Source organism: Microcoleus sp. B7-D4, from assembly GCF_036705125.1.
In the GTDB taxonomy this organism is placed as follows: Bacteria; Cyanobacteriota; Cyanobacteriia; order Cyanobacteriales; family Microcoleaceae; genus Microcoleus.
The window spans coordinates 16,732-39,651 of the sequence record NZ_JAUBTT010000080.1 but is presented as its reverse complement, the minus strand read 5'-3'; the positions used below and the strand labels follow the sequence as shown (position 1 = coordinate 39,651).

At 43.8% G+C, this 22,920-nt stretch carries 23 protein-coding genes; 7 read left to right on the top strand and 16 right to left on the bottom strand.

Annotated features, from left to right (window positions below; all coding sequences use genetic code 11):
* The coding region (locus QUB12_RS27155; protein WP_333141324.1) for a DUF4114 domain-containing protein at positions 1 to 2,261 on the bottom strand (2,261 nt) is incomplete at its 3' end.
* A gap of 527 nt (positions 2,262 to 2,788) precedes the next feature.
* Complete coding sequence (locus tag QUB12_RS27150; protein ID WP_333309262.1) at positions 2,789 to 3,685, bottom strand: DUF642 domain-containing protein; 897 nt, start codon at positions 3,683 to 3,685, stop codon at positions 2,789 to 2,791.
* A 141-nt stretch (positions 3,686 to 3,826) separates the two neighbouring features.
* Between QUB12_RS27150 and QUB12_RS27145 the strand changes: the two genes are divergently transcribed.
* From QUB12_RS27145 to QUB12_RS27130, 4 genes are all read left to right on the top strand, one after another.
* Positions 3,827 to 4,477, top strand: a complete 651-nt coding sequence (locus QUB12_RS27145; RefSeq protein ID WP_333309260.1) for a hypothetical protein — start codon at positions 3,827 to 3,829, stop codon at positions 4,475 to 4,477.
* Positions 4,478 to 4,502: 25 nt separating this feature from the next.
* A complete protein-coding gene (locus QUB12_RS27140) occupies positions 4,503 to 5,417 on the top strand; it encodes a DUF1822 family protein (RefSeq protein WP_333309259.1) in 915 nt (304 codons plus the stop codon).
* A gap of 349 nt (positions 5,418 to 5,766) precedes the next feature.
* Positions 5,767 to 8,688: a pentapeptide repeat-containing protein gene (locus QUB12_RS27135; protein ID WP_333309257.1), complete on the top strand. Its 2,922-nt coding sequence runs from the start codon at positions 5,767 to 5,769 to the stop codon at positions 8,686 to 8,688.
* 45 nt (positions 8,689 to 8,733) lie between these two features.
* Entirely contained in the window at positions 8,734 to 9,336 is a 603-nt protein-coding gene (locus QUB12_RS27130; protein WP_333141314.1) for a prepilin-type N-terminal cleavage/methylation domain-containing protein, read from the top strand.
* A 127-nt stretch (positions 9,337 to 9,463) separates the two neighbouring features.
* On the opposite strand, the gene QUB12_RS27125 is transcribed toward QUB12_RS27130, so the two are convergent.
* The 6 genes from QUB12_RS27125 to ispE form a co-directional block, all read right to left on the bottom strand.
* The gene (locus QUB12_RS27125) at positions 9,464 to 10,210 is read right to left on the bottom strand and encodes a hypothetical protein (RefSeq protein ID WP_333309255.1); all 747 of its coding nucleotides are present in this window, start codon (positions 10,208 to 10,210) and stop codon (positions 9,464 to 9,466) included.
* 105 nt (positions 10,211 to 10,315) lie between these two features.
* Positions 10,316 to 10,996, bottom strand: coding sequence for a dual OB domain-containing protein (locus QUB12_RS27120; RefSeq protein WP_333141310.1), 681 nt, complete (start codon positions 10,994 to 10,996; stop codon positions 10,316 to 10,318).
* 107 nt (positions 10,997 to 11,103) lie between these two features.
* Entirely contained in the window at positions 11,104 to 11,556 is a 453-nt protein-coding gene (locus tag QUB12_RS27115; protein ID WP_333141308.1) for a DUF488 domain-containing protein, read from the bottom strand.
* Entirely contained in the window at positions 11,534 to 12,160 is a 627-nt protein-coding gene (locus QUB12_RS27110) for a DUF488 domain-containing protein (RefSeq protein ID WP_333108399.1), read from the bottom strand. The genes QUB12_RS27115 and QUB12_RS27110 overlap by 23 nt, the downstream gene beginning before the upstream one ends.
* A gap of 75 nt (positions 12,161 to 12,235) precedes the next feature.
* Entirely contained in the window at positions 12,236 to 12,589 is a 354-nt protein-coding gene (locus QUB12_RS27105) for a DUF3082 domain-containing protein (protein ID WP_333141306.1), read from the bottom strand.
* A gap of 183 nt (positions 12,590 to 12,772) precedes the next feature.
* Positions 12,773 to 13,750 (bottom strand): 4-(cytidine 5'-diphospho)-2-C-methyl-D-erythritol kinase, encoded by a 978-nt coding sequence (gene ispE / locus QUB12_RS27100; protein WP_333141304.1) that lies wholly within the window; start codon positions 13,748 to 13,750, stop codon positions 12,773 to 12,775.
* A gap of 90 nt (positions 13,751 to 13,840) precedes the next feature.
* On the opposite strand from ispE, the gene QUB12_RS27095 reads away from it, so the two are divergent.
* The gene (locus QUB12_RS27095) at positions 13,841 to 15,367 is read left to right on the top strand and encodes an ATP-binding protein (RefSeq protein ID WP_333141302.1); all 1,527 of its coding nucleotides are present in this window, start codon (positions 13,841 to 13,843) and stop codon (positions 15,365 to 15,367) included.
* 124 nt (positions 15,368 to 15,491) lie between these two features.
* Here the strand turns inward: QUB12_RS27095 and rsmA are convergent, their stop codons facing one another.
* Positions 15,492 to 16,313, bottom strand: a complete 822-nt coding sequence (rsmA, locus tag QUB12_RS27090; protein ID WP_333141300.1) for a 16S rRNA (adenine(1518)-N(6)/adenine(1519)-N(6))-dimethyltransferase RsmA — start codon at positions 16,311 to 16,313, stop codon at positions 15,492 to 15,494.
* A 277-nt stretch (positions 16,314 to 16,590) separates the two neighbouring features.
* Between rsmA and galK the strand changes: the two genes are divergently transcribed.
* Entirely contained in the window at positions 16,591 to 17,670 is a 1,080-nt protein-coding gene (gene galK, locus QUB12_RS27085; RefSeq protein WP_333141298.1) for a galactokinase, read from the top strand.
* Here the strand turns inward: galK and QUB12_RS27080 are convergent.
* From QUB12_RS27080 to QUB12_RS27070, 3 genes are all read right to left on the bottom strand, one after another.
* Positions 17,660 to 18,034 (bottom strand): signal peptidase I, encoded by a 375-nt coding sequence (locus QUB12_RS27080; RefSeq protein ID WP_333141296.1) that lies wholly within the window; start codon positions 18,032 to 18,034, stop codon positions 17,660 to 17,662. The genes galK and QUB12_RS27080 overlap by 11 nt on opposite strands.
* Positions 18,035 to 18,510: 476 nt before the next feature.
* On the bottom strand, positions 18,511 to 19,188 hold the full coding sequence (locus tag QUB12_RS27075; protein ID WP_333309253.1) for an SRPBCC family protein: 678 nt from the start codon (positions 19,186 to 19,188) through the stop codon (positions 18,511 to 18,513).
* Between the two features lie 33 nt (positions 19,189 to 19,221).
* Positions 19,222 to 20,385: a baeRF3 domain-containing protein gene (locus QUB12_RS27070; RefSeq protein ID WP_333309251.1), complete on the bottom strand. Its 1,164-nt coding sequence runs from the start codon at positions 20,383 to 20,385 to the stop codon at positions 19,222 to 19,224.
* A 251-nt stretch (positions 20,386 to 20,636) separates the two neighbouring features.
* Between QUB12_RS27070 and QUB12_RS27065 the strand changes: the two genes are divergently transcribed.
* Positions 20,637 to 21,317: a DUF2834 domain-containing protein gene (locus QUB12_RS27065; protein ID WP_333309249.1), complete on the top strand. Its 681-nt coding sequence runs from the start codon at positions 20,637 to 20,639 to the stop codon at positions 21,315 to 21,317.
* Between the two features lie 203 nt (positions 21,318 to 21,520).
* Here QUB12_RS27065 and QUB12_RS27060 read toward each other — a convergent pair whose 3' ends face one another.
* From QUB12_RS27060 to QUB12_RS27045, 4 genes are all read right to left on the bottom strand, one after another.
* Complete coding sequence (locus QUB12_RS27060; RefSeq protein WP_333141288.1) at positions 21,521 to 21,871, bottom strand: DUF5615 family PIN-like protein; 351 nt, start codon at positions 21,869 to 21,871, stop codon at positions 21,521 to 21,523.
* Positions 21,868 to 22,197, bottom strand: a complete 330-nt coding sequence (locus QUB12_RS27055) for a DUF433 domain-containing protein (RefSeq protein WP_333141286.1) — start codon at positions 22,195 to 22,197, stop codon at positions 21,868 to 21,870. Before QUB12_RS27055 ends, QUB12_RS27060 begins: the two co-directional genes overlap by 4 nt.
* Positions 22,198 to 22,211: 14 nt before the next feature.
* Positions 22,212 to 22,628 (bottom strand): hypothetical protein, encoded by a 417-nt coding sequence (locus QUB12_RS27050; protein WP_333309246.1) that lies wholly within the window; start codon positions 22,626 to 22,628, stop codon positions 22,212 to 22,214.
* Positions 22,629 to 22,692: 64 nt separating this feature from the next.
* Positions 22,693 to 22,908, bottom strand: a complete 216-nt coding sequence (locus QUB12_RS27045; protein ID WP_333309244.1) for a hypothetical protein — start codon at positions 22,906 to 22,908, stop codon at positions 22,693 to 22,695.
* Positions 22,909 to 22,920: the final 12 nt, after the last annotated feature.

Here is a 22,920-nt window from a genome sequence, read left to right as displayed (position 1 = left end):
GAAACAGGAGTTACGATCGCCTTTTTGTCCTCCTCAGCTTTCACATCAGAAGCCACAGCCTTATCGGAAGCCACCGCCTCCTTTGTTGAAGTAGAAACAGGAGTTACGATCGCCTTTTTGTTTTCCTCAACCTTCACCTCAGAAATAACATCCTTATCGGAAGCCACCGCATCGGTAGTAGAAGTAGAAACAGGAGTTACGATCGCCTTTTTGTCCTCCTCAGCTTTCACATCAGAAGCCACAGCCTTATCGGAAGCCACCGCATCGTTAGTAAAAGTAGAAACAGGTGCGATCGCCTTTTTCTCCTCCTCAGCTTTCACATCAGAAGCCACAGCCTTATCGGAAGCCACCGCATCGTTAGTAAAAGTGGAAACAGGTGCGATCGCCTTTTTCTCCTCCTCAGATTTTACCTCAGAAACCACAGCCTTATCGGAAGTCACCGCATCGTTAGTAAAAGTAGAAACAGGTGCGATCGCCTTTTTCTCCTCCTCAACCTTCACCTCAGAAATAACACCCTTATCGGAAGTCACCGCATCGGTAGTAGAAGTAGAAACAGGAGTTACGATCGCCTTTTTCTCCTCCTCAGATTTCACCTCAGAAACCCCAGCTTTATCTGAAGTAGCAACCTCGGTTTTCGATACAGACTCAGTATTACTTGCAGGAGTCACCTTCTCATTTGAAGCACTTGCAGTGTCGGAAATCGGAACATCTAAAACTGAACCAGATCCAGTATTATTTACAGCTTTTACATCCTCTTCTTTTGGTTCTACCTTCAGTTCAACGTAGGGCTTAGCATAAGCAATCAAAGCCTGACCCATATCCGTTTTTCGCCAATCTTTATCGGCATTAATCACGCTATCTAAATTCACAGCTTGACCCGTTGCACCCCGCACCTGAAATACGAAGTCATTGTAATCGCGATCGCTCCCTAAATCGACTCGCATATCCTCCATTGTAAAAGTCTTGCCGCTACCCGTTACATCGGCAATTTGACCCACATGAAATCCCTCAGCAGGATTCGCTGTCACCATCGAGAATAAAGGACGTTTGTCTCCTCCTATCGCCGGATTGTTAAGTACCTCTTGTACAGTCCCATTAGGCACTAACATCACCCCGAATTCCTCCCCCGGAGTCATCGCAAAAGTCTTAAGTCCTAAGTAAACTCCATCGTTATAATTGCCTTCGAGTAAATTCCCCGTAAATTTTGCACCTTCACTCAAGTCATTAATAACTACATGACCATTTGCAGAATTGCTAAGTGCTCTCGAAGCCGCTTCTTTGAGAAACTCTTCCGAACCTGGAGAAAACTTCTCCATTCCTTTGAGACTGATAATAGCTAATTGACCCTTATACAAACCGCCGTCCAATAAGAAATCAATGCCGACTTGACCTGTAGAGTCAACAACAAATTTCCCGGATGTAAAGGAATTATCGGCTACTGGATCTGATGTAGGAACGGTTGGACTTAATTCTTTTGGTGTTCCAACGGCGACGACTTCTGTATTGTCTGTAGATGGTTTGTTGTTGTCTGTGCTGTTAGTTGAAGATTTTTCTTGGTTGCTGTCTTTGCTGGTATCGGCGGCTGTAGCGGCAGGTTTTTCTGCTGTTTTGTTGCTGTCTTGGCTGATATCGGCGACTGTAGCGGCAGGTTTTTCTGCTGGCGAGTTATCTGGTTTAATCGCTTCTGAACTTGTTGTTGCTTTTGGTTCTGAGACAGAAGTATTGTGGGCGATCGCAATTTCTGGCTTGCTTTCTTTTTCGGCTAAAGTAGCGGGAGTTTTCTCAGATGGTATTTTCTCGGCACTCTGAGGATTAGTCAAAGAATCTGCTGCTGTAATAGTGTCATCTTTAATTGCACTTAACGGTGCATCGTTGCTGATTCCTGTCAGCGTATCTTTGACATCTGTACCTGACGGGGAACCGGATAAGGTGTCGCGAACACTACTGCTGCTGCTTGCTGACTCGCTTAAACCGCTTTTGAGAGTGTCGGTAACAATTAATGAATCATCTGATTTTTTGCTATTTGTATCGGCGATCGCATTTTTTGAGTTAAGCGTGTCAGTCGGACTGGATAGCTTTTCGGGTTCAATAACTGGCTGAGTTTTGCTGTCAGCTATCAAAGCACTGCCGCCGATATTTTGACTGTTGCTGTTGCTTAAAGGGTTGAGGATGGGAGTTTTGGCAGCACTTCCCGGTAAAGTGTCAGTTGTCAAAACATCGGTTAGCAGAAGGTTGCTGGAAACTTCATTTGTGGTAGCCATTGAGATTGCACTCCTAGTCTGTGATTGAATTAAAAGTGATATAATGAGCTGAAAGGGGGCGATCGCCCGTTTGTCTAAAAGTGCGATCTGCCTCTTGTTATTACTTACGGAATACGACTAAACTTTTTACGCAAATCTTGGAACTTTTTTTTCAAAGCTTGCGAAGTCTTGACTTCACCCGAAAAACCGCCAGGGAATTAATTCCCTGGCTCAAAGCTAAAGTCCTCTGAAGAAGACTAAGCTGTTAGTCATTTAAATTTATTGCCTCAACCCCTTGCAGTATGGGGTCTGGTCCACAAATAGTGCAGTTTGAATGTCGAACAGCTTAATAGACATGGGAATAATTTCTGTTTTCACCTGAACGTGACCAGAATAATAGATATTTTTATGGGAAATATCTAATTAATTCTTCAGTCCTCTTCAGAGGACTTTCGCTATGAGGCTGGGGTTTAAACCCCCGCCGGACTTTCGCTATGAGGCGAAACTTTAAACCCCCGACGGACTACAACGAAGTGAAATATCTCAAATTAAGCAACCGTTGAATTCAAAACTTTTGGTTGCTGTTTGCGCTTCATCCGCCAACTGGAAACAACAGCACCAAAAGCTAAAGTACCCAACACAGTAGTGGGTTCGGGAACAGGTTCACTCTCGACAGTAACATCATCAATATATGAACCAACGTGATTAGGTGTTCCCAGCTCTGAAAACTCTAAACGTGTTGTGTTACTGGTAGCAGGTAATTTGTAAGTGTAATACTTCCAAACAGTATCTAGTAGACCCATACCATTTTCAGAAAGGGTATCAACAATCTGATTTTCCCACTTAATTTGCAGGATATTATCTGAAATGCCTGTAGATGGACGTGGGGAGAAAGCAAATTTTAGAAGATACGTTTGATTAGGTTCAGTGAGTATATCTTGATAAATGCTACCTCTTTGGATCAAGTCTGCATCTAACTCAAGAAGCTGAAAACCTGCTGCTGGGCTACCAGCAGCATAACGCTGTATTTCAAGTCTGGAACCTGGAGCTAAGTTCCATCCTGGTATGGAAGTTAAGTTATGAGGTAAAGGAGCTGGAGGACTCCAGGGAAAAACAGTCCAAGTGTTGTTAGGTAATACTATTTCCTCAAAGCTACCATTCAATACAAGATTTGCTGCTAACCCCGGTGCAGCAACTCCACAACTCAATCCTAATCCTAAGCTCCAGAAAATTCCTCGGACAACCCAATTTGAAATTGATGGCATTAGTTTTACCCCAGTTTGAATAAAATACATAGAACCCGATCGCCCTTGAATCAAAACAACAACAGTTGCGGAGGACGATCGCCCTTTCCCCAAAGCCCGCGCCAGCAAAGCCATACCCCAGGAAATCGCCCCCTTATTCTTACTTACGAAATCCAGCCAAACTTTTTCCGCAAACCTCAAAACTTTTGTCCAAAACCCCTAAAACGTAAATTTTTGTAACAATTGCCCCAGAAATGCGTAAAAACTTCCGACGATATCCGAAATATAAATAGAAGTTCCACCAGACTGCACAAAAATGCCCAGAGGAGTGAGGAGAGCCCGATGGACGAAATACTTCGACAGCTAGCCCTAGAAGCTCAACAGCACCCAGCCGGAAGCCAAGAGCGACAGATAGCATTAACCAAATTGATAGACCAAATTTACCGTCATAACAGACTTACTCGTCCCCCCATAAATGACGACAACCTTCGTCATCTTTATGAAGACATTTACAGCGAAGCCCGGTTGAAAATAGTTGAGCATATCTGTCAAAAAATTGACACCTATGATTCACAAAAACCGGTAATGGCTTGGGTGAATCATTTCTTTAATTTTAGATTTCAAGATGTGTGCGATCGATATAGAAGAAGAGAAAGAATAACTCAAGGTTTATCGGTAGATGAATTAGACAAATTTGAACAGAAAGAATGGGAGATTTATCAACAAAATTATCCACGACTGGAAATTATGGAAGATACCGAAAGACTACGGAAATTAATAGAAGAAGATCCAGATCATCTTTTCCGAAATAAAACTATCAGAGGTCGTCCCGATATCACTTGGCAAGTCATAGCTTTAGCTAGGTTAGATGATGAAAAATGGGAGACTATATCTCAAAGATTTGGAAAAAAAAATATAATTTCAACACTCCAAAGTTTTTACGACCGAAATCTGCGGAAATTTTCAGATTACATTCGTAATAAATTACAGTAGGAATTGAGCGGAAGCGGAGAAATTAATGATGAGTAAAATGATCGAACCAATAACTTTCACAGTGCCATTATCTTTTGAAGCCCACGAAATCGCCCAACAGTGCGGCAAACAATCCAGTCCGAAAAAATTCAAACAAGTTTATCTCAATACCCTCGCAGTGTATGCAGTAGATTTTTACCTTCGCTGCATGGGATTTGAGACAGATTGGCCGGTTAGCGATAGTCGCAATCCGTTAATGCTGAAACTTATGGATGTAGCAGATTTAGACGTTAAACAAATAGGAAAAATAGAATGCCGTCCCGTCTTGCCAGATGCCGACGCTTGTCAGATTCCCTACGATGCTTGGGGAGACAGAATTGGTTATGTAGCCGTACAGTTAGACCAATCTTTGAAACAAGCAACGCTGTTAGGATTTACCAGAACAGTAGCTAAACAAGTGCCTCTGAGTGCACTGAATTCCCTCGAAGATTTGCTCGTCTACATGAATCGAATAAAACAACTGAAACCAGTTAATTTGATGAACTGGTTCGATGAAATTTTTGATGCGGGATGGCAAGTAATTGACGATCTATTAAATCCCAAACAATTGCAACTTCGCTCTTTTAGAAGCAACAACGCATTACCCATCGATCGCGGCCAGAAAATAGATTTGGGAATGCAATTAGGAGAACAGTCCGTGGCACTGGTAGTCACGCTGCCCCCAGAACCGGATTCAGAAGTGGATATTCAGGTGCGAGTGTATCCCATGGGAAATCAAACTTATTTGCCTCCTGGGTTGAAATTGATGCTGATGGATGAGTCAGAAGAAGTGATTTTCAAGGCTGAATCGAGAGAGGCTGACAACTTTCTTAATTTTGAATTTTGTTCAGACTTAAGAGAATTGTTCAGCATTACTGTAGGACTGGGAGATGTAAATGTGAAGCAATCTTTTCGTTTGTAATTGTATCCGGTCGGCGTTATGTAGAGCGTCTAAGCCATTTTTATTGGTTCCTGATTCCTCGTTACTAGGCTCTGTCTATTGGTGACAAGTTAACGTTAAACTGATAGTCTCTCTTGTTTGTATCGAAATCTGATCCCCCCTAACCCCCCTTAATAAGGGGGGAACCGGAAATCGCTCAAAGTCCCCCTTCTTAAGGGGGATTTAGGGGGATCTAGACTTCGCATCAAAGCGACATTTATTATGAATTCCAGTCTTAAGTTGTCACCAATGGACATAGCCTGGAAACGAGAAAACGATAAACCAGAAACATCCGTTACATCCGTTACAAAATCCGTTGCCGAACTCCCATATGTCATCATTAACATTTCAAAACTTTCGCGGTCAAAATCTCCAAGGTTGTTCTTTCAAAGGCCTTGATCTGACTAATACAGATTTCTCCAATGCAGATATCAGAGGTGCAGATTTTACCAATGCAATTCTCGATGAGGCTAATTTCAATCACGCTCAGTGCGGACTAGCTAGAAAATCGCAAATCAAAATCTTCATAATTGTAGCACTGCTCTCGGCTATATCAGGAATAGCTGCTGTAATTGCTGTTGATAATACCTTCAAATCTCTCATTCCCAAAACAACCCAGCATATCGGTTTTCTGCCAACTGCAATCATCTTATTCGTCAATGCTATTCTGTTGACTACCATGATTCGCCAAGGGATACAAAAAGCTTTGGATTATTTAGGTATTGCGGCTGCTGTTTTTGTACCTTTAATTGGTTTTTTATCTGCGTTCTCGAATGATAAACATCCAATACTTTCCTGGTTAAGGTCTTTTAGAACTGGTGCCTTAATGAGTGCCTTGTCTGGCGAAACGAAGGCTAACGATATTCCGTTTTTAATTGTGACTTTAACTGCGGCTGTCGTTGCAACTACGATCGCCATTGTCGCTCTTCCTTTAGCCCTAACATTGGCTGAAGTTGTTCTGGGGAGGGCGATTGCAGCTTTGGCTTTATTTGAAGCTCTGGCTATAAGTGCGATCGCCACCGGAATTATTGCCAGAAATTCCTTGAGATATTTAAAAGCATCCGTGTTAATCCAAGCTGGAGTAGTTGACAACACAAACAATAAATGCTATGATTTCCTGAATAATTGTGTCAAAAACTTTCCCGATCCGCCTGTAGTTATTTTGGCGATCGCTGGAGCTGTCATTTTAGCTGTAGCTTTGGTATTATTAGGAACTCACATTGCTCAGAGAGTTTTAGCCGAAGATGATAAATACGCCGTAATTCGCCAGTTAGCGATCGTCATTGGTGCGGCTGGCGGCACCAGCTTTTGCGGCGCTCAATTAGCCAATACTAACTTCAGCTACGCCACCCTCAAAAACACCGATTTTAGATTTGCTACTATCCACCGAACTATGTGGCATCACGCTCGTTTTCTCGACTGGGCAATAGTGGACGAGACAATATTAATTAATCCTGCAGTGCGAGAGTTGCTTGTCACCAGCAACGGCTATCACAAATCTTATCAAGGCATGGATTTGAGAGGAGCAAACCTGATAGGTGCAGACCTCAGCTATGCCCAACTTCAAACAGCAGACCTCAGTCAAGCGACTTTGGAAGCAGCTAATTTAGAATATGCAATATTTAGTCAAGTTCAGGCGATCGGCACTGATTTTAGCAATGCCAAAATGACTGGTGTTTGCGGTTTAGGAACCTGGAATATTGACAGCACTACCCAACTCGAATGGGTAGATTGTAAGTATGTTTATTTGCTAGAAGAACCGAAGCCGGGAACGGACGATCGCGAACGCCGTCCCAGCGGTAACGACAACTATCAACCAGGAGAATTTACCACTTTTTTTGCAGAAGTTGTAAATACAGTTGACTTGATTTTTAAGTACGGTGTTGACTGGAAAGCTTTCATGGAATCTTTCCAACAGGTGCAACGAAAAAATCCTGGCATAAAACTCAATATTCAAAGTATTGAAAATAAAGGCAATGGAATTGTCATTAAACTCGCCGTACCTCCTGAAACCGACAAAGCACAAATTAACAATGATTTCAATAGTTTCTATCAAGAAGCGCTACAAGTGCTAGGAACAGAAGCGCCCGCCCTGCAAAACTCAGCAGAACAACGCCAATACTTGCTGTCAGTAATGGAGGATATAGTCAGACCGTTGTCTGAACAAGTAGTCATCTTAAACTTGGCTAGCGGCGACTTGAAACAAGGGTTTGACGTAACAGTTGAGATTTGGTGCGATCGCCAGCGCTTAGCAATAAAATTAGAAGGCAAATTACCACCCCAACCAATAATTTTCCAACATTATCAACAGTGGCAAGAAATGTATAACATTCAAAACCATCGGCGAAAAAACCGTGCCATAAAAATAAAACCCGGTATCACTCACTGTTCCATACAGGAGCTAAAAACCTTAGCTGAAGAAGTAGAAATAGATGTAAATAAGTGGCTAGAATCCGAACAATTTTTCTCAATCAAGCAGGGATTACAGGACAAGTTAAACAGCACTGACGAAGTGCGGGTCATCATCCAAACAGAAGATAACTTACTGCGAAAACTCCCCTGGCATCAATGGAAATTTTTTAATGCTTACTGTCAACCAGAAGTAGCTTTAAGTCGCAAGGAATCTAACAGAGTAAAAAAATCAGTACGACCCAGAAAAAAAGTAAGAATTTTGGCAATTTTGGGCGACAGTACAGAAATCAATGTCGATAAAGACAGGCAGATATTGGAGAATTTGTCAGAAGCAGAAACCATATTTTTGGTAGAACCAAATTACCAGAAACTTAAGGAATATCTCACCGATGAAATAGGCTGGGATATTTTGTGTTTTTCGGGTCACAGTCAGAGCGAAGTAGATGGCAGTACGGGGGTGATTTGTATCAATAAAACAGATAAGTTAACTGTAGAACAGCTAAAAGATTCCTTGAAAATAGCTATTAAACACGGTTTGGAAATAGCAATTTTTAACTCTTGCGATGGCTTAGGCTTGGGTAAGCAATTAGCTGATTTAGATATCCCTCAAATTATCGTGATGCGTGAACCGGTGCCGGATTTAATCGCCCAGGAGTTTCTGAAAGTTTTTCTCAAAGCTTTTGCTGGCGGCAATTCTTTTTATGTTTCCGTGCGGGAAGCACGAGAAAAACTCAAACAGCGTTGGGATCGGGAAATTCCCGGTGCTAGCTGGTTGCCTGTTATCTATCAGAATCAAGCTGAGTTTCCCAAGACTTGGCGAGGATTGCAAGGGAATACTTAAGGGCGAGTAATTATTTTACTGCTAGTTGATTTTTAGGAGGTATTAATGTCTGTATTTACTCAAAAATTGTTGCTATATGTCTGTCACCATAAACGCTATTTACGAGTACAAAAAAGTCATAATGCCTCCCACGGCTTTACTTTGATTGAATTGTTGGTTGTGATATTTATCATTGGGATATTATCAGCTATTGCTTTACCTACTTTCTTCAGATTAATCAGCAAAGCTAAAGAAAGTGAAGCTACACAATATATTAGTTATCTGAACAAACATCAAACTGCACAATATTTAGAAGGATCGGGATTTACGAACTCTTTCGGGACGATCTCATTTCCACAGCCGGAAACACCGAGTTCGGCGGCTGGTATTTTGAAATCTGTTGGCTTTTCCGTGGCAGAAACAAACAATTATTTATACGGGATAAAACTTGCCATTTATAATAACAATCCGCTGGCTGTTCAAGTAGCTTTGTCTAAACAATTAGGCGTTCAATCTTATTTCGGAATTGTGTATATCAAAGACAACAGCATTACCTGCGGGCCAGTTGCATTACCTATCAGCTTGTCTTCTCCCGTGTTTCAACAGTTAGGAATATTAAACAATTTGATCTCGAATCCAGGGAATTATTGCTCTCAGTTGTTTTCATGAAAAGATTGATAAGTAAGCCCACAGAAAAAACAGCATACACAGAACCCCGACTTTTTAAAGAAGTCGGGGTTCTAAAAGAAGAGCCTTTTACGTTGAATAGTGACAAGATGATTCAGTAACTAAAGCATCAATATTTCTTTCTCATCTTTCTGTTAGAAGCTCTTTTAGGCAATTGCTTAATTTGACGATCGCCTACTGGGAGTTTGACTTCTATGCAGTCTTCTTCCGGTTCTGCGACTTGGGAATCGACAATTTCCTCTTCATCATTAATGCCACTGATTTCAGCCTCTTCAACTTCCTGAAATTCCGACGACTGCGGTTGATGTTCTATTAGCTGGACTGCTAATTGTTTTATGTTCTGACTAATTTCAGTTTCTCGGCTTTCATTCTCTGTTTCCGGGGTCGAGAAATCTGCCTCTGACGCTGAACAGTCATCTACTTCTTGACTAACTTCACTTTCTATGATTTGATTATCTACGATCTCCATTGGTAGCGGCTGCTGTGAGGCTAACAACTCTTCAACTCGCTCTGCAAGTATTCTTAGCTGTTCGTTGAGAACCCGAATTTCTCGGTTTTGCTGCTGAATCATTTCTTCGGCATCAGCAAGAGTTCGATTTCTCTCTAATATCACCTCATTTTTAGTTTCTAATTCCAAAGCGCTCATAGCCGCTTTAATTACATTATAAAAATGCGGCTTAGATACATCAACTTGTTTAGCATTATGGCGACTTTTTCCCAAAAGTCCAATCTTTTGTCCTTGCTTAACAGCCAAAACAAAACCTTGATGATTTTTTATTTTTAATTCTTTGACAAAATCTACTTGAACTAAACTGCAAATATATTTGTGACAGTCAAAATAAAATTCTGCTTTCATTAAAAAGCACCCCTTCCTGCTACAGTCCCGCAGAATTATAGCACGAACAGAGTTTTTGCGGTAAATAAAAAGAAATAAATAATCGATCGCCCATTTTGATCAAAACTAAATTTCATCCTCAACAACATCTTCCGGCAACTCTACCACACCCGCAATCAACTTCCAACAAGGGTCATCTCCCTCCCAATCATCGGGCCGCCAAGGCATACTCAAACTCACTGTTACCAAACAAGCTTTTTGCGGTCGATACCCCAATTCTAACTTTCTAATAAACACTGGATCGGTAATTGTTGCAGTCAATCTTTGACCCTGCTGCGTGACAAGAGATCCTTCCCATTTATTACCACCTTCAAATCTTTGACTTAGCTTTTTTACCGTAAATCTTACTGCTTTGACTAATTGCAAAGTTAAGCGATCGCACATTGGCAAAGACTGCATATATGCCACCGTAACATATCGCAAATCGTTGTGCAAAATATATTCTTGACTCTGGCAATATTTCAGCAAATATGCTGGCGGAACTTTCCCTACTTGCCGCCATTTTCCCGGTAAAACAGAAAGATTTTCACACTCAAAGCCAAAGTCCGGCCCCGTCTTTGCCAGAGGAATTTCTAGAACATCTAACAACGCGGGTTCAAGTCTATTTATCTGCCGCATTTCTTTAGGAATTTGGCCATCTGGTAAGTCGGAAACCGGACGCACCCACTTACCTTGAAGTTCATTAATTCCGGCGATGCACCTGTCGCCGCGTTTCCAGGAATTAGCGAGACAAATTATCCGAGTCATTCGATTTTAGATTTTAGATTTTAGATTTTAGATTAGTGGTAGGGTGCGTCAGACGAAGTTCTAGGGCGATGATTGAAAATCTCCGATCTGACGCACCTTACTAAATATTAAAGATGATTAATTGTAACATTTTTCCACTTCTTGCTGAGATATTCAGCAACTAAGCGGCGGTGACAATTATGAGGTTTTGGTTCGCTACAAAGCAGACACCCGCAGTCTAAAATATCCGATGAAACCTTGTGTTCAATTTGTCTATCGCCCATTAAGCCCAAAAACTTCTGTTCATAAACCTCCCAATCTCCCTTTTTCTTTTTATAATCATCCAAAATATCTTGAGTCGGCGCTAAATCCAGAATGTGAACATACTCAATATTACCAATGGTTCGCAGAAAATATTCTAAATCTTTTCGCTTAGCAAAACCAGCCAACTGCGATACATTATTCAGCCGCGTATCTATCACCCTGCGGACTCCCGCTTTCATCAAAGTATCAAAAAACTGCTCGGCGCTTTTTTGAGTAAAACCAATTGTAAATAAATTAATGGCTTTCTTTTGTGACATAAGCGATTTCCAATCCGTGACGATAATAAGCTGTTTCTAAATCTACTATTTCCTGTTTAACTTGAGGCTCTAATTCAAACAAGCTTAGCTGAATTGGCTCATTATTTTTTTTGCCTTTGTTAAACTTGCTCAAAAGTCTTTCTTCTAAATGCTGGTGCGATTCTAAATTGCCATCGGAAAGAATGTGATGAATTTGTAAATTAAATTCTCTGAGTTTCTGGCAAACTAAAATAGTCCGATGACAAGTAATCGGGTCTTTTTCCGCACACATTAAACAGATTTTATAATTTGCTGCGCCTTGGATCAAGCGCTGAATTCCTTCGGAAAATAGAGGAGTTGCTGCTATGCGATCGTATAAAGCTTTACCGCTAGTATCGTAACAGCTTAAATCCTCTGGTCTCGCGCCCAACTCTTTGCCTAAAAAAACATATTGAATGCCGACACTTGACAGAGAAGCTTTAATTTCGGATTTATTAAAATGAGGTAAATAGCGGCTAAAAGGATGCGACCGCACGTCCGCAACCGCCGTAATTCCGTGTTGTTGCAGCAGCAAAACAAACGCTTCAATACTCAGATTGGAGTGTCCGATCGTAAATAATTCCATTGCTTCGATCTTACTATTCAGTCTTTGCCTTGCGGAGGAGAATTTGTGTATCCCGATGGTTTCAACCTGTAGACTTCAACCTGTGGGTTTTTTCACCAACTTTTGAATCAAAAGTTGCACAGCCAGCAGCATCAAACCCAAAGATGCAAAAGCAAAAACACCCGCACCCAAAGCCACAATCCCCATGACTAAAGTTCGCACAGCCGCGCCAATGTTAATCGCAGTCACATTGTCAGAATGAATGGGGGAATTTGCAAAAGTTTGGACTATAGACAAAGTTAGCGCGTACAAAGCCGCCGCAAAGCCACCCGCGATCAGCGAACCCATCACGCACCGCAAAATCGTCGGCGGCGTGGAAGATGCAGAGGTTGCATCTCCAGCCGAACTCAGAGGTTTAGAAGTAGAATTTGGATTAGTTAAATCAGTCATGGCGATTTTAGATTTTAGATTTTAGATTTTAGATTTCTGGTTAATTCACCAAAACTAAAATCCCTGTTGCATGACATATTATCAGTTCTTCGATCTCAATAGACTCTGCGAAAAGTTAGATTAATCTTGACCCTCGCCTGTTAGACAGGTTTAACGGGCGATCGCGATCGCACCCTCTTCGAGTTACACCCTCGAAATCGGCGGTTTCGTCTCGTTTCCCTCCGAAAAAATCTGAATTCCAGTATTGCTAAACTGTGCTACCCAAAAATCCAAATCTGGAGAAGCGATCGCACTTTTAACCCGTTCCATAACTTGCTGAGCCTGCTCTGAAGACTCGGCCAGCGCAAACACCGTTGGCCCGGAACCCGACATCATCGTTCCCAAAGCCCCCGCCGACTCAAAAGCCTGCCGCAACTGCAACACCTGCGGGTACACAGGCAAAGCAACTTTTTCTAAATCGTTGTGCAGCAATTGACCAATTTTCGATCGATCTTTTTGGGCGATCGCCCCCACCATCGGGCCCGAATGCAGCCGTTGCCGGCGACACACCAAATCTTCCGCTGCACAATAGGAACTACTGAACTGCTGGCGATAAGTTTGATACGACCATGCAGTAGAAATACTGAGATTGCGGTACTTGGCCAACACCACAGAAAAGCCCCCCAAATCAGGCAGCGGCGACAGTTTATCTCCGCGACCAGTTGCCAAAGCCGTACCTCCAGCAATGCAAAAAGGCACATCCGAACCCAAAGTTCCCCCCAACTCTTGCAACTCCGACTGAGTAAGTCCCAATTGCCACAGCAAATCCATCCCGACTAAAACCGCGGCCGCATTGGCCGAACCGCCGGCAAGCCCCGCCGCCACTGGAATCTGCTTGTGAATGGCAATCTCGACTCCGCCGTATTTCGCCAAAGCATCGGGGAATTGCTTCGCCAACAAATCCGCCGCCCGGTAGGCCAGGTTATTCTTGTCAGGAGGGACTTGCGGGTGATCGCAGCGCACGCGAATCGTGTCCGTACCGATCGCGCGTAAGTCAATTCGATCGGCTAAATCTATACTTTGAAGTACCATCGCCAGTTCGTGATATCCGTCGGGGCGATCGCCTATGATTTCCAGATACAGATTGATTTTTGCGGAAGCTAGCAGAGAATATGAACGCATAGGTGATTAAGCCGCAGGTGAAAGAAACCCCTGGTTGCAATTAATTGGCACCAGTCCGAGTCCATTTTCTCACAACTCAAAGGAAATATTATGCAGGAAATGTGGAAAACTTTTTTTAGTTCCGGGCCATTTATTCCTCACGGCCACTGCTATCTCTGGCATACCCCGTTAGTCTGGCTTCACCTTGCCTCAGATTCTATAATTGCACTCGCGTATTTTTCCATCCCGATTACATTGGTTTATTTTATTTCCAAACGCGAAGATTTGCCATTTAATTGGATCTTTGCCCTGTTTGGAACCTTTATCGTCGCCTGTGGCATCACTCACATATTTGAACTCTGGACACTTTGGCATCCTACCTATTGGCTTTCAGGAACAATGAAAGCAATTACTGCCCTTATTTCCTTTGCTACAGCCATACTTTTGGTAGACTTAATGCCTCAAGCCCTAGCACTTCCCAGTCCCGCACAGTTAGAATCCGCCAACCGACTCCTAGAAGCTGAAATTGTCGATCGCCAATTAGCAGAAGCTGCACTAAAAAAAGCCAAAGAAGAATTAGAAATTAGAGTTGAGGAACGCACCGCAGAGTTAAAGTCTCAAACTCAACAGTTAGAATTGACCAACCGACTCCTAGCATCGGAAATTGTCGAGCGGCAATTAGCAGAAGCTGCACTAAAAAAATCTAAAGAAGAATTAGAAATTAGAGTTGAGGAACGCACCGCAGAGTTAAAGTCTCAAACTCAACAGCTCGAACAAGCCTTGTCTGAATTGCAGCAGGCTCAATCAAAGCTAATTCAAAGCGAAAAAATGTCATCTTTGGGGCAATTAGTCGCTGGGGTTGCTCATGAAATCAACAATCCGATTAACTTTATTTACGCGAATGTTACTCACGCTCGCGAGTATGCCGATAGTTTGCTAGAATTGGTGAATATCTATCAAGAGCAGTATCCGAATCCCTTACCCACACTTAGAGAAAAACTCCAGTCTGTAGATTTAGATTTTATTATCTATGACCTACCAAAAATATTAATTTCTATGAAAAACGGGGCAGAGCGCATTCTCGGTATTGTCAAGTCGCTGCGAATTTTTTCGCGCCATGACGAAGCAGAAATGAAATTAGCCGACGTTCACGAAGGAATTGACAGCACACTGATGATTTTGCAAAGCAGATTGAATGCTAAGCCCGGTTTGGCGAAAATTCAAGTTATCAAAGAATATGGCAATTTACCCCAAATAGAGTGCTATCCGGGACAGCTAAATCAAGTGTTTATGAATATCCTGGCTAATGCTATTGATGCTTTAGAAGAAGACAGTCACAGCGAGGGGATTGCAGCCAATGAAGCTGATCGTCGCCTCATCAAAATTTCTACCAAAGTTTTAGAGAGTCAAGTGGTAGAAATCCGAATTAGCAACAACGGGCCAGAAATAACAGAATCGGTGAGGAACCAGTTATTTAATCCATTTTTTACCACTAAACCAGTAGGTAAAGGCACGGGATTGGGTTTATCGATTGGCTATCAAATTATCACAGTAAGACATAAAGGCGAATTGCACTGTATTTCTGCACCGGGGCAAGGTGTAGAATTTATTATAAAAATTCCCATGAGGCTGCAATAAACCTTTAAAAATCCCCATAAAACCTAAATTAAACTGTTAGGAGTCACAGCGAAAAGCCCGGATAAAAAAACACCCCGATATCCGAATTATTTAATAATTCTGGTATCTAACACAATCCTGAATTTCACACATCGCACATAATATTATTACTCAAACTTACCCATTGATCCACGCTTAAATCTTCAGCGCGAGATTGAGGATTTATCTGTAACTCTTCTAGCAATTGAACGAGTTTATCTAAATCCACAGCCCCTTTCAAATTATTTCGCAGCATCTTGCGCTTGCTACCAAATCCCAACTTAACTAAATTCTCCAAATAGCGCGGATTAACCGCCACAGTTTCTATCTGTCTGGGAAGCAGCCGCACCACGGCGGAATCGACTTTTGGCGGCGGAAAAAAGTCTTTAGACGGCACATCGCAAATTAACTCGCATTCTGCTAAATACTGCACCCGCACTGATAGCGCGCCAAAAGCTGTCGAACCCGGTTTAGCGTAAAGCCTTTGGGCCACTTCTTTCTGCACTAATAGCACGATCGCATCGAAGGGTTTAGCCGCAGGAACAGATATCGTTCCCAGCAGTTTTTGCAGGATCGGGCCGGTAATATTATAAGGAATGTTGGCAACAACTTTATTGGGATTTTGGAATTTGGGAAAGGCCGTTAGTTCAGCCTCTAAGTCCATTTCCAGGATGTCGCCTTGTAGCAGTAAAAAATTGTCGGTTTTGCCGAGTTGTTTGGCTAGCTTGAGACACAAATCTCGATCGATCTCCACAGCAACAACAGACTCAGCCGCAGGCAGTAAACGCCGAGTCAAAATCCCCGTGCCCGGCCCAATTTCTAGGACGCGATCGCGATCCAAAGAAGCCGCTTTCACAATCTTATCTAAGGCTTTCTCGCTTTTGAGCCAATGTTGAGCAAACTGTTTTCGGGGTCTGGTCGATCGCATTTTTTGAATTTTTGGAGAAATCTTAGCCTGTCATTCTATCACAGCTCAATATCTCTTCCCAACCTACGGTGATGTTTATTTTTGTTAACAGGGGTTGAATTAACCAAAAAACTTGGGCACTATAATAAGGACAAACGATAAAAAATAAATTTATTTCTTCCCAATTACCAACAGGACAACACGTAAGTCACGGAGGCACGGATAGCGGTTTTTTCAAATAACCAATAACAAATAACCAATAACAAATAACCAAGAACCAATTACCACTTCCCCAAAAATGAAATTCCAACGAGTATTTGGTACATTACCCAAAACCACAGCCAGCGCCCCCGGCAGAGTAAACCTGCTGGGCGAACACACAGACTACAACGATGGATTTGTACTTCCAACTGCGATTCCCCAGCGCACCACAGTACAAATCGGCTTCAGCAGTGACGATCGACACCATGTTTATTCAGCAGAATATGACGAACTCATAAATTTTTCAGACGACGATACCATACCGCAAAAATTCGTCAGTTATATCTGTGGCTGCCTGAGACTTGTAGAAAAAGAAGGATACAAAATACCGCCAATAAATCTCTACATTACCTCGACTGTGCCGATCGGAGCCGGTTTGTCCAGCAGCGCCGCTTTAGAAATAGCCACCCTCAGAGGAGTGCGCGCCCTACTGAACCTCCCCCTAGACGACGTGCGCCTAGCTCAAATCGGACAGCAAGTCGAAATCCGATATGCCGGCTTGAACTGTGGCATCATGGATCAAATGGCATCGAGTTTAGCAGACACCAACACCATGCTATTGATCGACACCCGCAGCCTCGAATGCCGCCCGATACCTTTTCCCACAAACACAGAAATTTTAATAATTGACAGTGGCGAAAGCCACGAACTAGCAGCAGGAAGTGGCTACAACCAGCGGCGCGCCGAGTGCGAGGAATCCGCGCGGATATTGGGAGTTAAAGCTCTCAGGGATATCGCCGACCCCCAAGCTGTCGAAGTATTACCGGAACCCCTCAGAAGACGAGCGCGCCACGTGGTTACGGAAAACAACCGCGTACTCGAAGCGGTAAAATCTTTACCAGCCAAACGTTTTGGCGAGTTAATGAATGCTTCCCATGCCAGTCAGCGCGACGACTACGAAGTTTCGGTGCCGGCAGTAGACACGCTGGCGGCAATCTTGCAGTCAATCCCCGGAGTCTTCGGCGCAAGGCTGACGGGCGGAGGTTTTGGCGGTGCTTGCGTAGCCTTGGTGGAGAGTGGGAAAGCGGGTGTTATCGCATCCGAGGCGATCGATCGCTACCAGCGCGCGGGTTATACTGGCCGCGTTTTGGTTCCCGAAGTTAAAGTTAATTCTTAACGCCAGAACTATCTCCAGGTAGAGAAGGCCAGCGCACAGTGACGATCGTCGAATCCTCCTCCGCCGACCAATAATGAGGCACTCCCGGTAGCCAGAGAGCATAATCTCCTTCGCGAGACAGCAAGATTTCTTGCTCTGGAAATTGCAGGCGAAACCGCCCTTTTACCAGGATAGAAAGCGTTGTGGCTTCCGCATTTACCGCCCACTGAGTCCTACAATCTCCGGCGGGGTGAGTGCCCCATTTTACCTCTAAAACAGAAGTCGATCGCGGGTCATCTTCAGGAGTCATAAAGTGACCCGCAAACCAACCGCCCCGACTTGCACCTTCAGCGCCCGCATTTCCGAAAACCACTTGAGATGACATCAATTAATCAGGTAAACAACAAATAGCTTGAGAGCACAAACTCTACGTTTTGTACTCAAGGACATCCCGCTCGATCGCTCGTGTCGTAGGGACACTCCAAGAGTCCAGAGGTGTCAACTTAACGTACAACCGATAGTCCGACAGTCCGACAGGGGTTGAAACCCCTGCCTCAAAGCTAAAGTCGTCTGAAGACGACTAATGAGTTTTTCAGTCCTCTTTGAGAGGACTTTAGCTATGAGACAGGGAATTCATTCCCTGGCTGCCTCAAAGCTAAAGTCGTCTGAAGACGACTAATGAGTTTTTCAGTCCTCTTTGAGAGGACTTTAGCTATGAGACAGGGAATTCATTCCCTGGCGGACTAACGGGTGGGCGGGAGGACTGGTGGACAAAAAGCTTAAGTTGAACACCTATGGGCTTGGCCTAAGTCCCTACACTCGCCCTGTCCCTACAAGGGCTTACCACCAAAAGTGCTATACTTACTTCCGGCCCGAAGGTTGACCTTCCGTAGTCGCTATTTCCCCAGCTTCCATCAACTGCTTAAAGCGACGTAAATCATTGGCAATTTGCTGTTCGGGAGCTTCGCCAAATAGTTTAGCAGCACCAGCACCAATTGCACCGCCCGGAGGGTTGTATTCGATGACAACTTTTACCTCAGTACCGCGTCCTGCAGATGCCGGTTGAAAGCGCACAAAACCAGAATTGTCAACATCAGATCCTTCAACAGACGCCCAAGCAATTAAGCGATTTTCTTCTTCGCGGACAATCTCTGCATCCCATTCCACACTATTGCCCATCGGCGCGCTGGCAATCCAGTGAGAACGTTTTTCATCTATTACCGTAACGTGTTTGAGATGCTTCATAAACCGAGGTAAATTTTCAAAATTGCGCCATAAACGGTACAATTCATCCGCCGGTTTGTCGATCGTCACCGTCTTTTCAACTTTAATGCTTTGATTCGGATCAGCGGCCGACTGCAAACCCTCCACAACCCCCAGCCCGCGAGCCGCTAAACCGCCGCCCGCAACCGCCAGCAAAGCACCTCTCAAAGAACGCTGCGACAAACCAAAAAGCACCAGCGCCCCGCCACCAATTAAAGATGCCCAGCGTTCGGTATCGCCGCTGCTACTTTGGTTTTGTTTGTCGGAATTTGTCATTGAACTCGATTCCATTGCTTTAAACCTGGTAAATTAATAGCGGAAAATAGCAGCTAAAGGCGCCTCGTCCGGCACTTTTTCCGGTGGCACCGCGTAAACAGTTCCGCCATTGAGAATAGTTTGAATTGCTGCCGCATTCAACAAATCTTCGTCGCCCAATTCTGCATCTGGGTGGATTTGCACCGCGTTCGTATCGGGATTAAAAGTACCCCACTGTTGAACGCCAAGAGCAACAAATAGTCGATCGACTCGTCCAAAATAAGCAGCCGAAACAGCTTCTTTCAAATCAGCAGAAATTTTATCGCTTCCTGTCAGATCGTGGTATTGTGCGATCGCCTCTGACTGAGCCTGCAAAAACAAAGGTTCTACCAGCGGCAAAGCTTCGGCCCGCAACTCTTCCGGCTTGAGAAGTTTCTGATTGCCTGTAATTCCTTCTTCAAATAAATGCGGGTACGTATTTGCTTCTCGGTAAAGCGGGAGCAAATACTCAACTCCAGCTAACACTAAAGGAGCTTTTTTATTGTGCAAATATTTGTGCAGCGCGCCATCAATTATGTGGAAATACTGCAAAATTTCCTGCTGGGGTTCATCTCGATCTGGACTTCCTTGACCGTGAAAACTTCCCGGCTGCTGAAAAGAATTATTAGTGCCTCCTTTTGAAGTAGCAATCCGAAACTGACCATCTTTAGCAGTCGGGTCATATTGCAGAGCATCCTCAAGGCTTTTCGGCAAGTTTTCAACTTCAACTTCCCTAGCACTGTAAGGCGTACACTCAATCAGCCTCACTTCCTTCTGACTGAGAGCTAAAACATAAAATAAATTATCTCCTGTCAGCATAGGCATCAGCGGTTTGACGTGAAAATTGTCGCTCACAACCACTAATTCCTCAAAATTCACCGGACAGGTATAGTAGCGGAAAAATCCCGAACCGACAAAAATCGCCAGCAGGTTGCTTTGATTTTCCCAAAAGTTTTCCCGGTCAATTTCTGCTCGGACTGGCTCTAGCAATTGGGCCGCTTCTTTTTTGTCAAATCCGTACTCTACAATTTTGTCTTCAGCCTCTCTGATTAAATTTTTGAACCGAATCGGATTTTGTTGAATTTCTGTTCCTTGAGCGACTGGCATATAAATTGAGACGCACAATCCAGGAGATTGTTGTACCAGTGCTTTGAGTTCCTCTACAGATATTAAGTTCACCGCTGAAACTCCTTTTCTAAGGGGGGTTTTGTAATAAAAACAACCGATTCTTTAAAATGTATCTCTCCTGACGCGGCTCCTGCGTCTGCCTAAAGTAAGGATCGGCTGCTGTAGAGCATTTCATCCCCCAACTAAAACGGGGTTTCCCGCCGCTGTTCCAATCGAACTGCTTATTACCTAAGATAGACGGCGCTAACTCGGCGGCTACTTTACCATAATTTACTTTAGTCGGCTTCCACTACTCGTTATATATGATGAAAACAAAACTTTTTCTGGGGTTGCTGTGGGCAACATTTATTGCCTACACCTTGCTGCTAGCTCCTCTCGATCAGCCCGGAACGTTAACAGTTATCGAAAAAATGCTCAAGTTGCAGCTAGAAGGAATCAACCCCTACCTTGTCACTATATTCGCTCTCATGGGAGTGTGGCCGATGGTCTACGCTTGCCTCCTATTCATTGATGAGAAAACCCAAAATATATCCGCTGGGCCTGCTTTCATCGCTTCCAACGGCGCCGGTATCATCGGCTTAATTCCCTACTTACTCCTCCGCCAGCCCCAGCAAGAATTTTCCGGCCGCAAAGATATGTTGATCAAAATATCAGACTCCCGCTGGACAGGGATTGTACTTTTACTAACTACTATCTGGCTGTTAGCTTGGGCTTGGTTAAATGGAGATTGGGGAGATTTTGTCAAGCAGTGGCAGTCAATTCCTTTTGTGCATTTAATAACTTGGGATTGTTGCTTGATGGCTGTAATATTTCCCTCACTTTTGGGAGACGATATGGCACGCCGTGGACTCTCGGACGATCGCATTTTTTGGGCAGTCTCTCTCATTCCGCTGTTAGGGCCGCTAGCTTATCTTTGTCTGCGCCCCCCTCTGCCAGAATCTGCAACAGAAATCGCCACTTTCCCGCTAACAGCCAGAAGTTGAAACATTGAAAAATTTGGTAGTGTTCAAGATGTACTTTATTGACTAGCTCAAATGACCTGCCGGAGTCGTCATCCCAGTTGAGAAATTCCTCGAAGGAAAGGGTTTTTTGGGCGATCGCAACCATTGATATTAACCTTTTGCGTAGGTTGGCTCTCTGTTGTCTGTTTCTAGCTTAACGCTTTCAATATCCATTTTAGTGTGCATCAAAGGGGTAGCTTAGCAATACGATCGACCCATTCCTCTGCACTAGATGCTGCCCAAATCAAGAGTAGTTCTTCGATGACAACTTCCATCGGTATTTTTCGGGAAACAATAATGACTCCAGCACTCTGATTAGTAGTAATGAACTCAGAAAATTCCGATGGCATTGTTTTGCGATCGTGGCTGACAAGAACACGTCTTTGCTGTGCTGCAATTGCCAGCACTTCTAAATCTTTAACGCCTTCTAACCCAGCAGCAAAAGCAGTTTGAAAGTCGATTGTAGATTCTCGTCGCAGTAATCCTGTGACGATCGCCTGATTTAAGTCAGCATCAGCTTGATAGCGCACATTCACGATTGCACCTGCTGTGTTGCTGCTTTAGCTGCAATCAGTTTGTTGTACAAAGCTGGATCGCTGGTTTGTAGAGGTTGAGGCATGGCATCAAATGCAGCTTCTTCGGCGGCTAAGTAAGCGTCGATTTCAGCGCGGTTGGCTAGATAAAAGGCGATTGCCCCATAAACCTGTTCCAGTGTCAGTAGTGGGAAAGACTGAACAATAGTTTCGGGCGATAATCCTTGACAGAAAGCATAGGCGATCGAGTCAAGAGAAATCCGAGTTCCTTCAACCCAATAGGCATCATTCCGATACTCTATGTAAGTTTTAACTGCTACAACTGGCATACATTTTTTTGATTCTAACTACTTATTATCATAGACGGAAGAACCCGCAGGCAGCCCAGGGTTTGCATCAGATCTGTCAGAGGTTGGTTGCGGAAGGTTGCGAGTTGAATTAAGGCTTGAATGCGGGTAACGTTGAGTTGTTCAAGGCGCGAGCTCATTTGGATCAGTTGCTTGTGTTCATCGGGAGTCAGGGTTTCGGCATGACGCTTGGCGATGAGGGCATGGTATTCTTCCCAGGTTTGTGCACTAAAGCCAATGTTAATTTGTTGCAGCAAGTCGGCTTCAGTAGGTTGGGTAATTGGAAGTCTAGGCTGGAGGCGTTCTTGCAGGGCGTTGAGGATGTAGCGATCGGGTTCAACGCCCTGTCGAGATGCTTCAGTGCGGATCTGGTGTTCGAGTTCGGGAGAGAGGTTGAGGGTGATGGTGGTCATGGTTATCTTGGCAGCAACATCTATTCATCATTTTAGCGATCGGGCTTTCACCTTATCAAAAACTTCATCGCATGGGACTTCTCGATTTTATTGTCCGCGTCCTGGTTTGCAATCTACGAAACCTAATGCTTCTGTGCCCTTGAAAATTGGCGATCGAAATGGCGATCGGATATTCAATTTTCGCAGCACGCGCAATTAGAGCAGCTTTAATTCGTTCTGGCAAACGTCCCAAAATAACTTCGGCATCAGGAGAAAGTTGTTCTTGAAGTTTAGCTTGCATGACATTCACCTT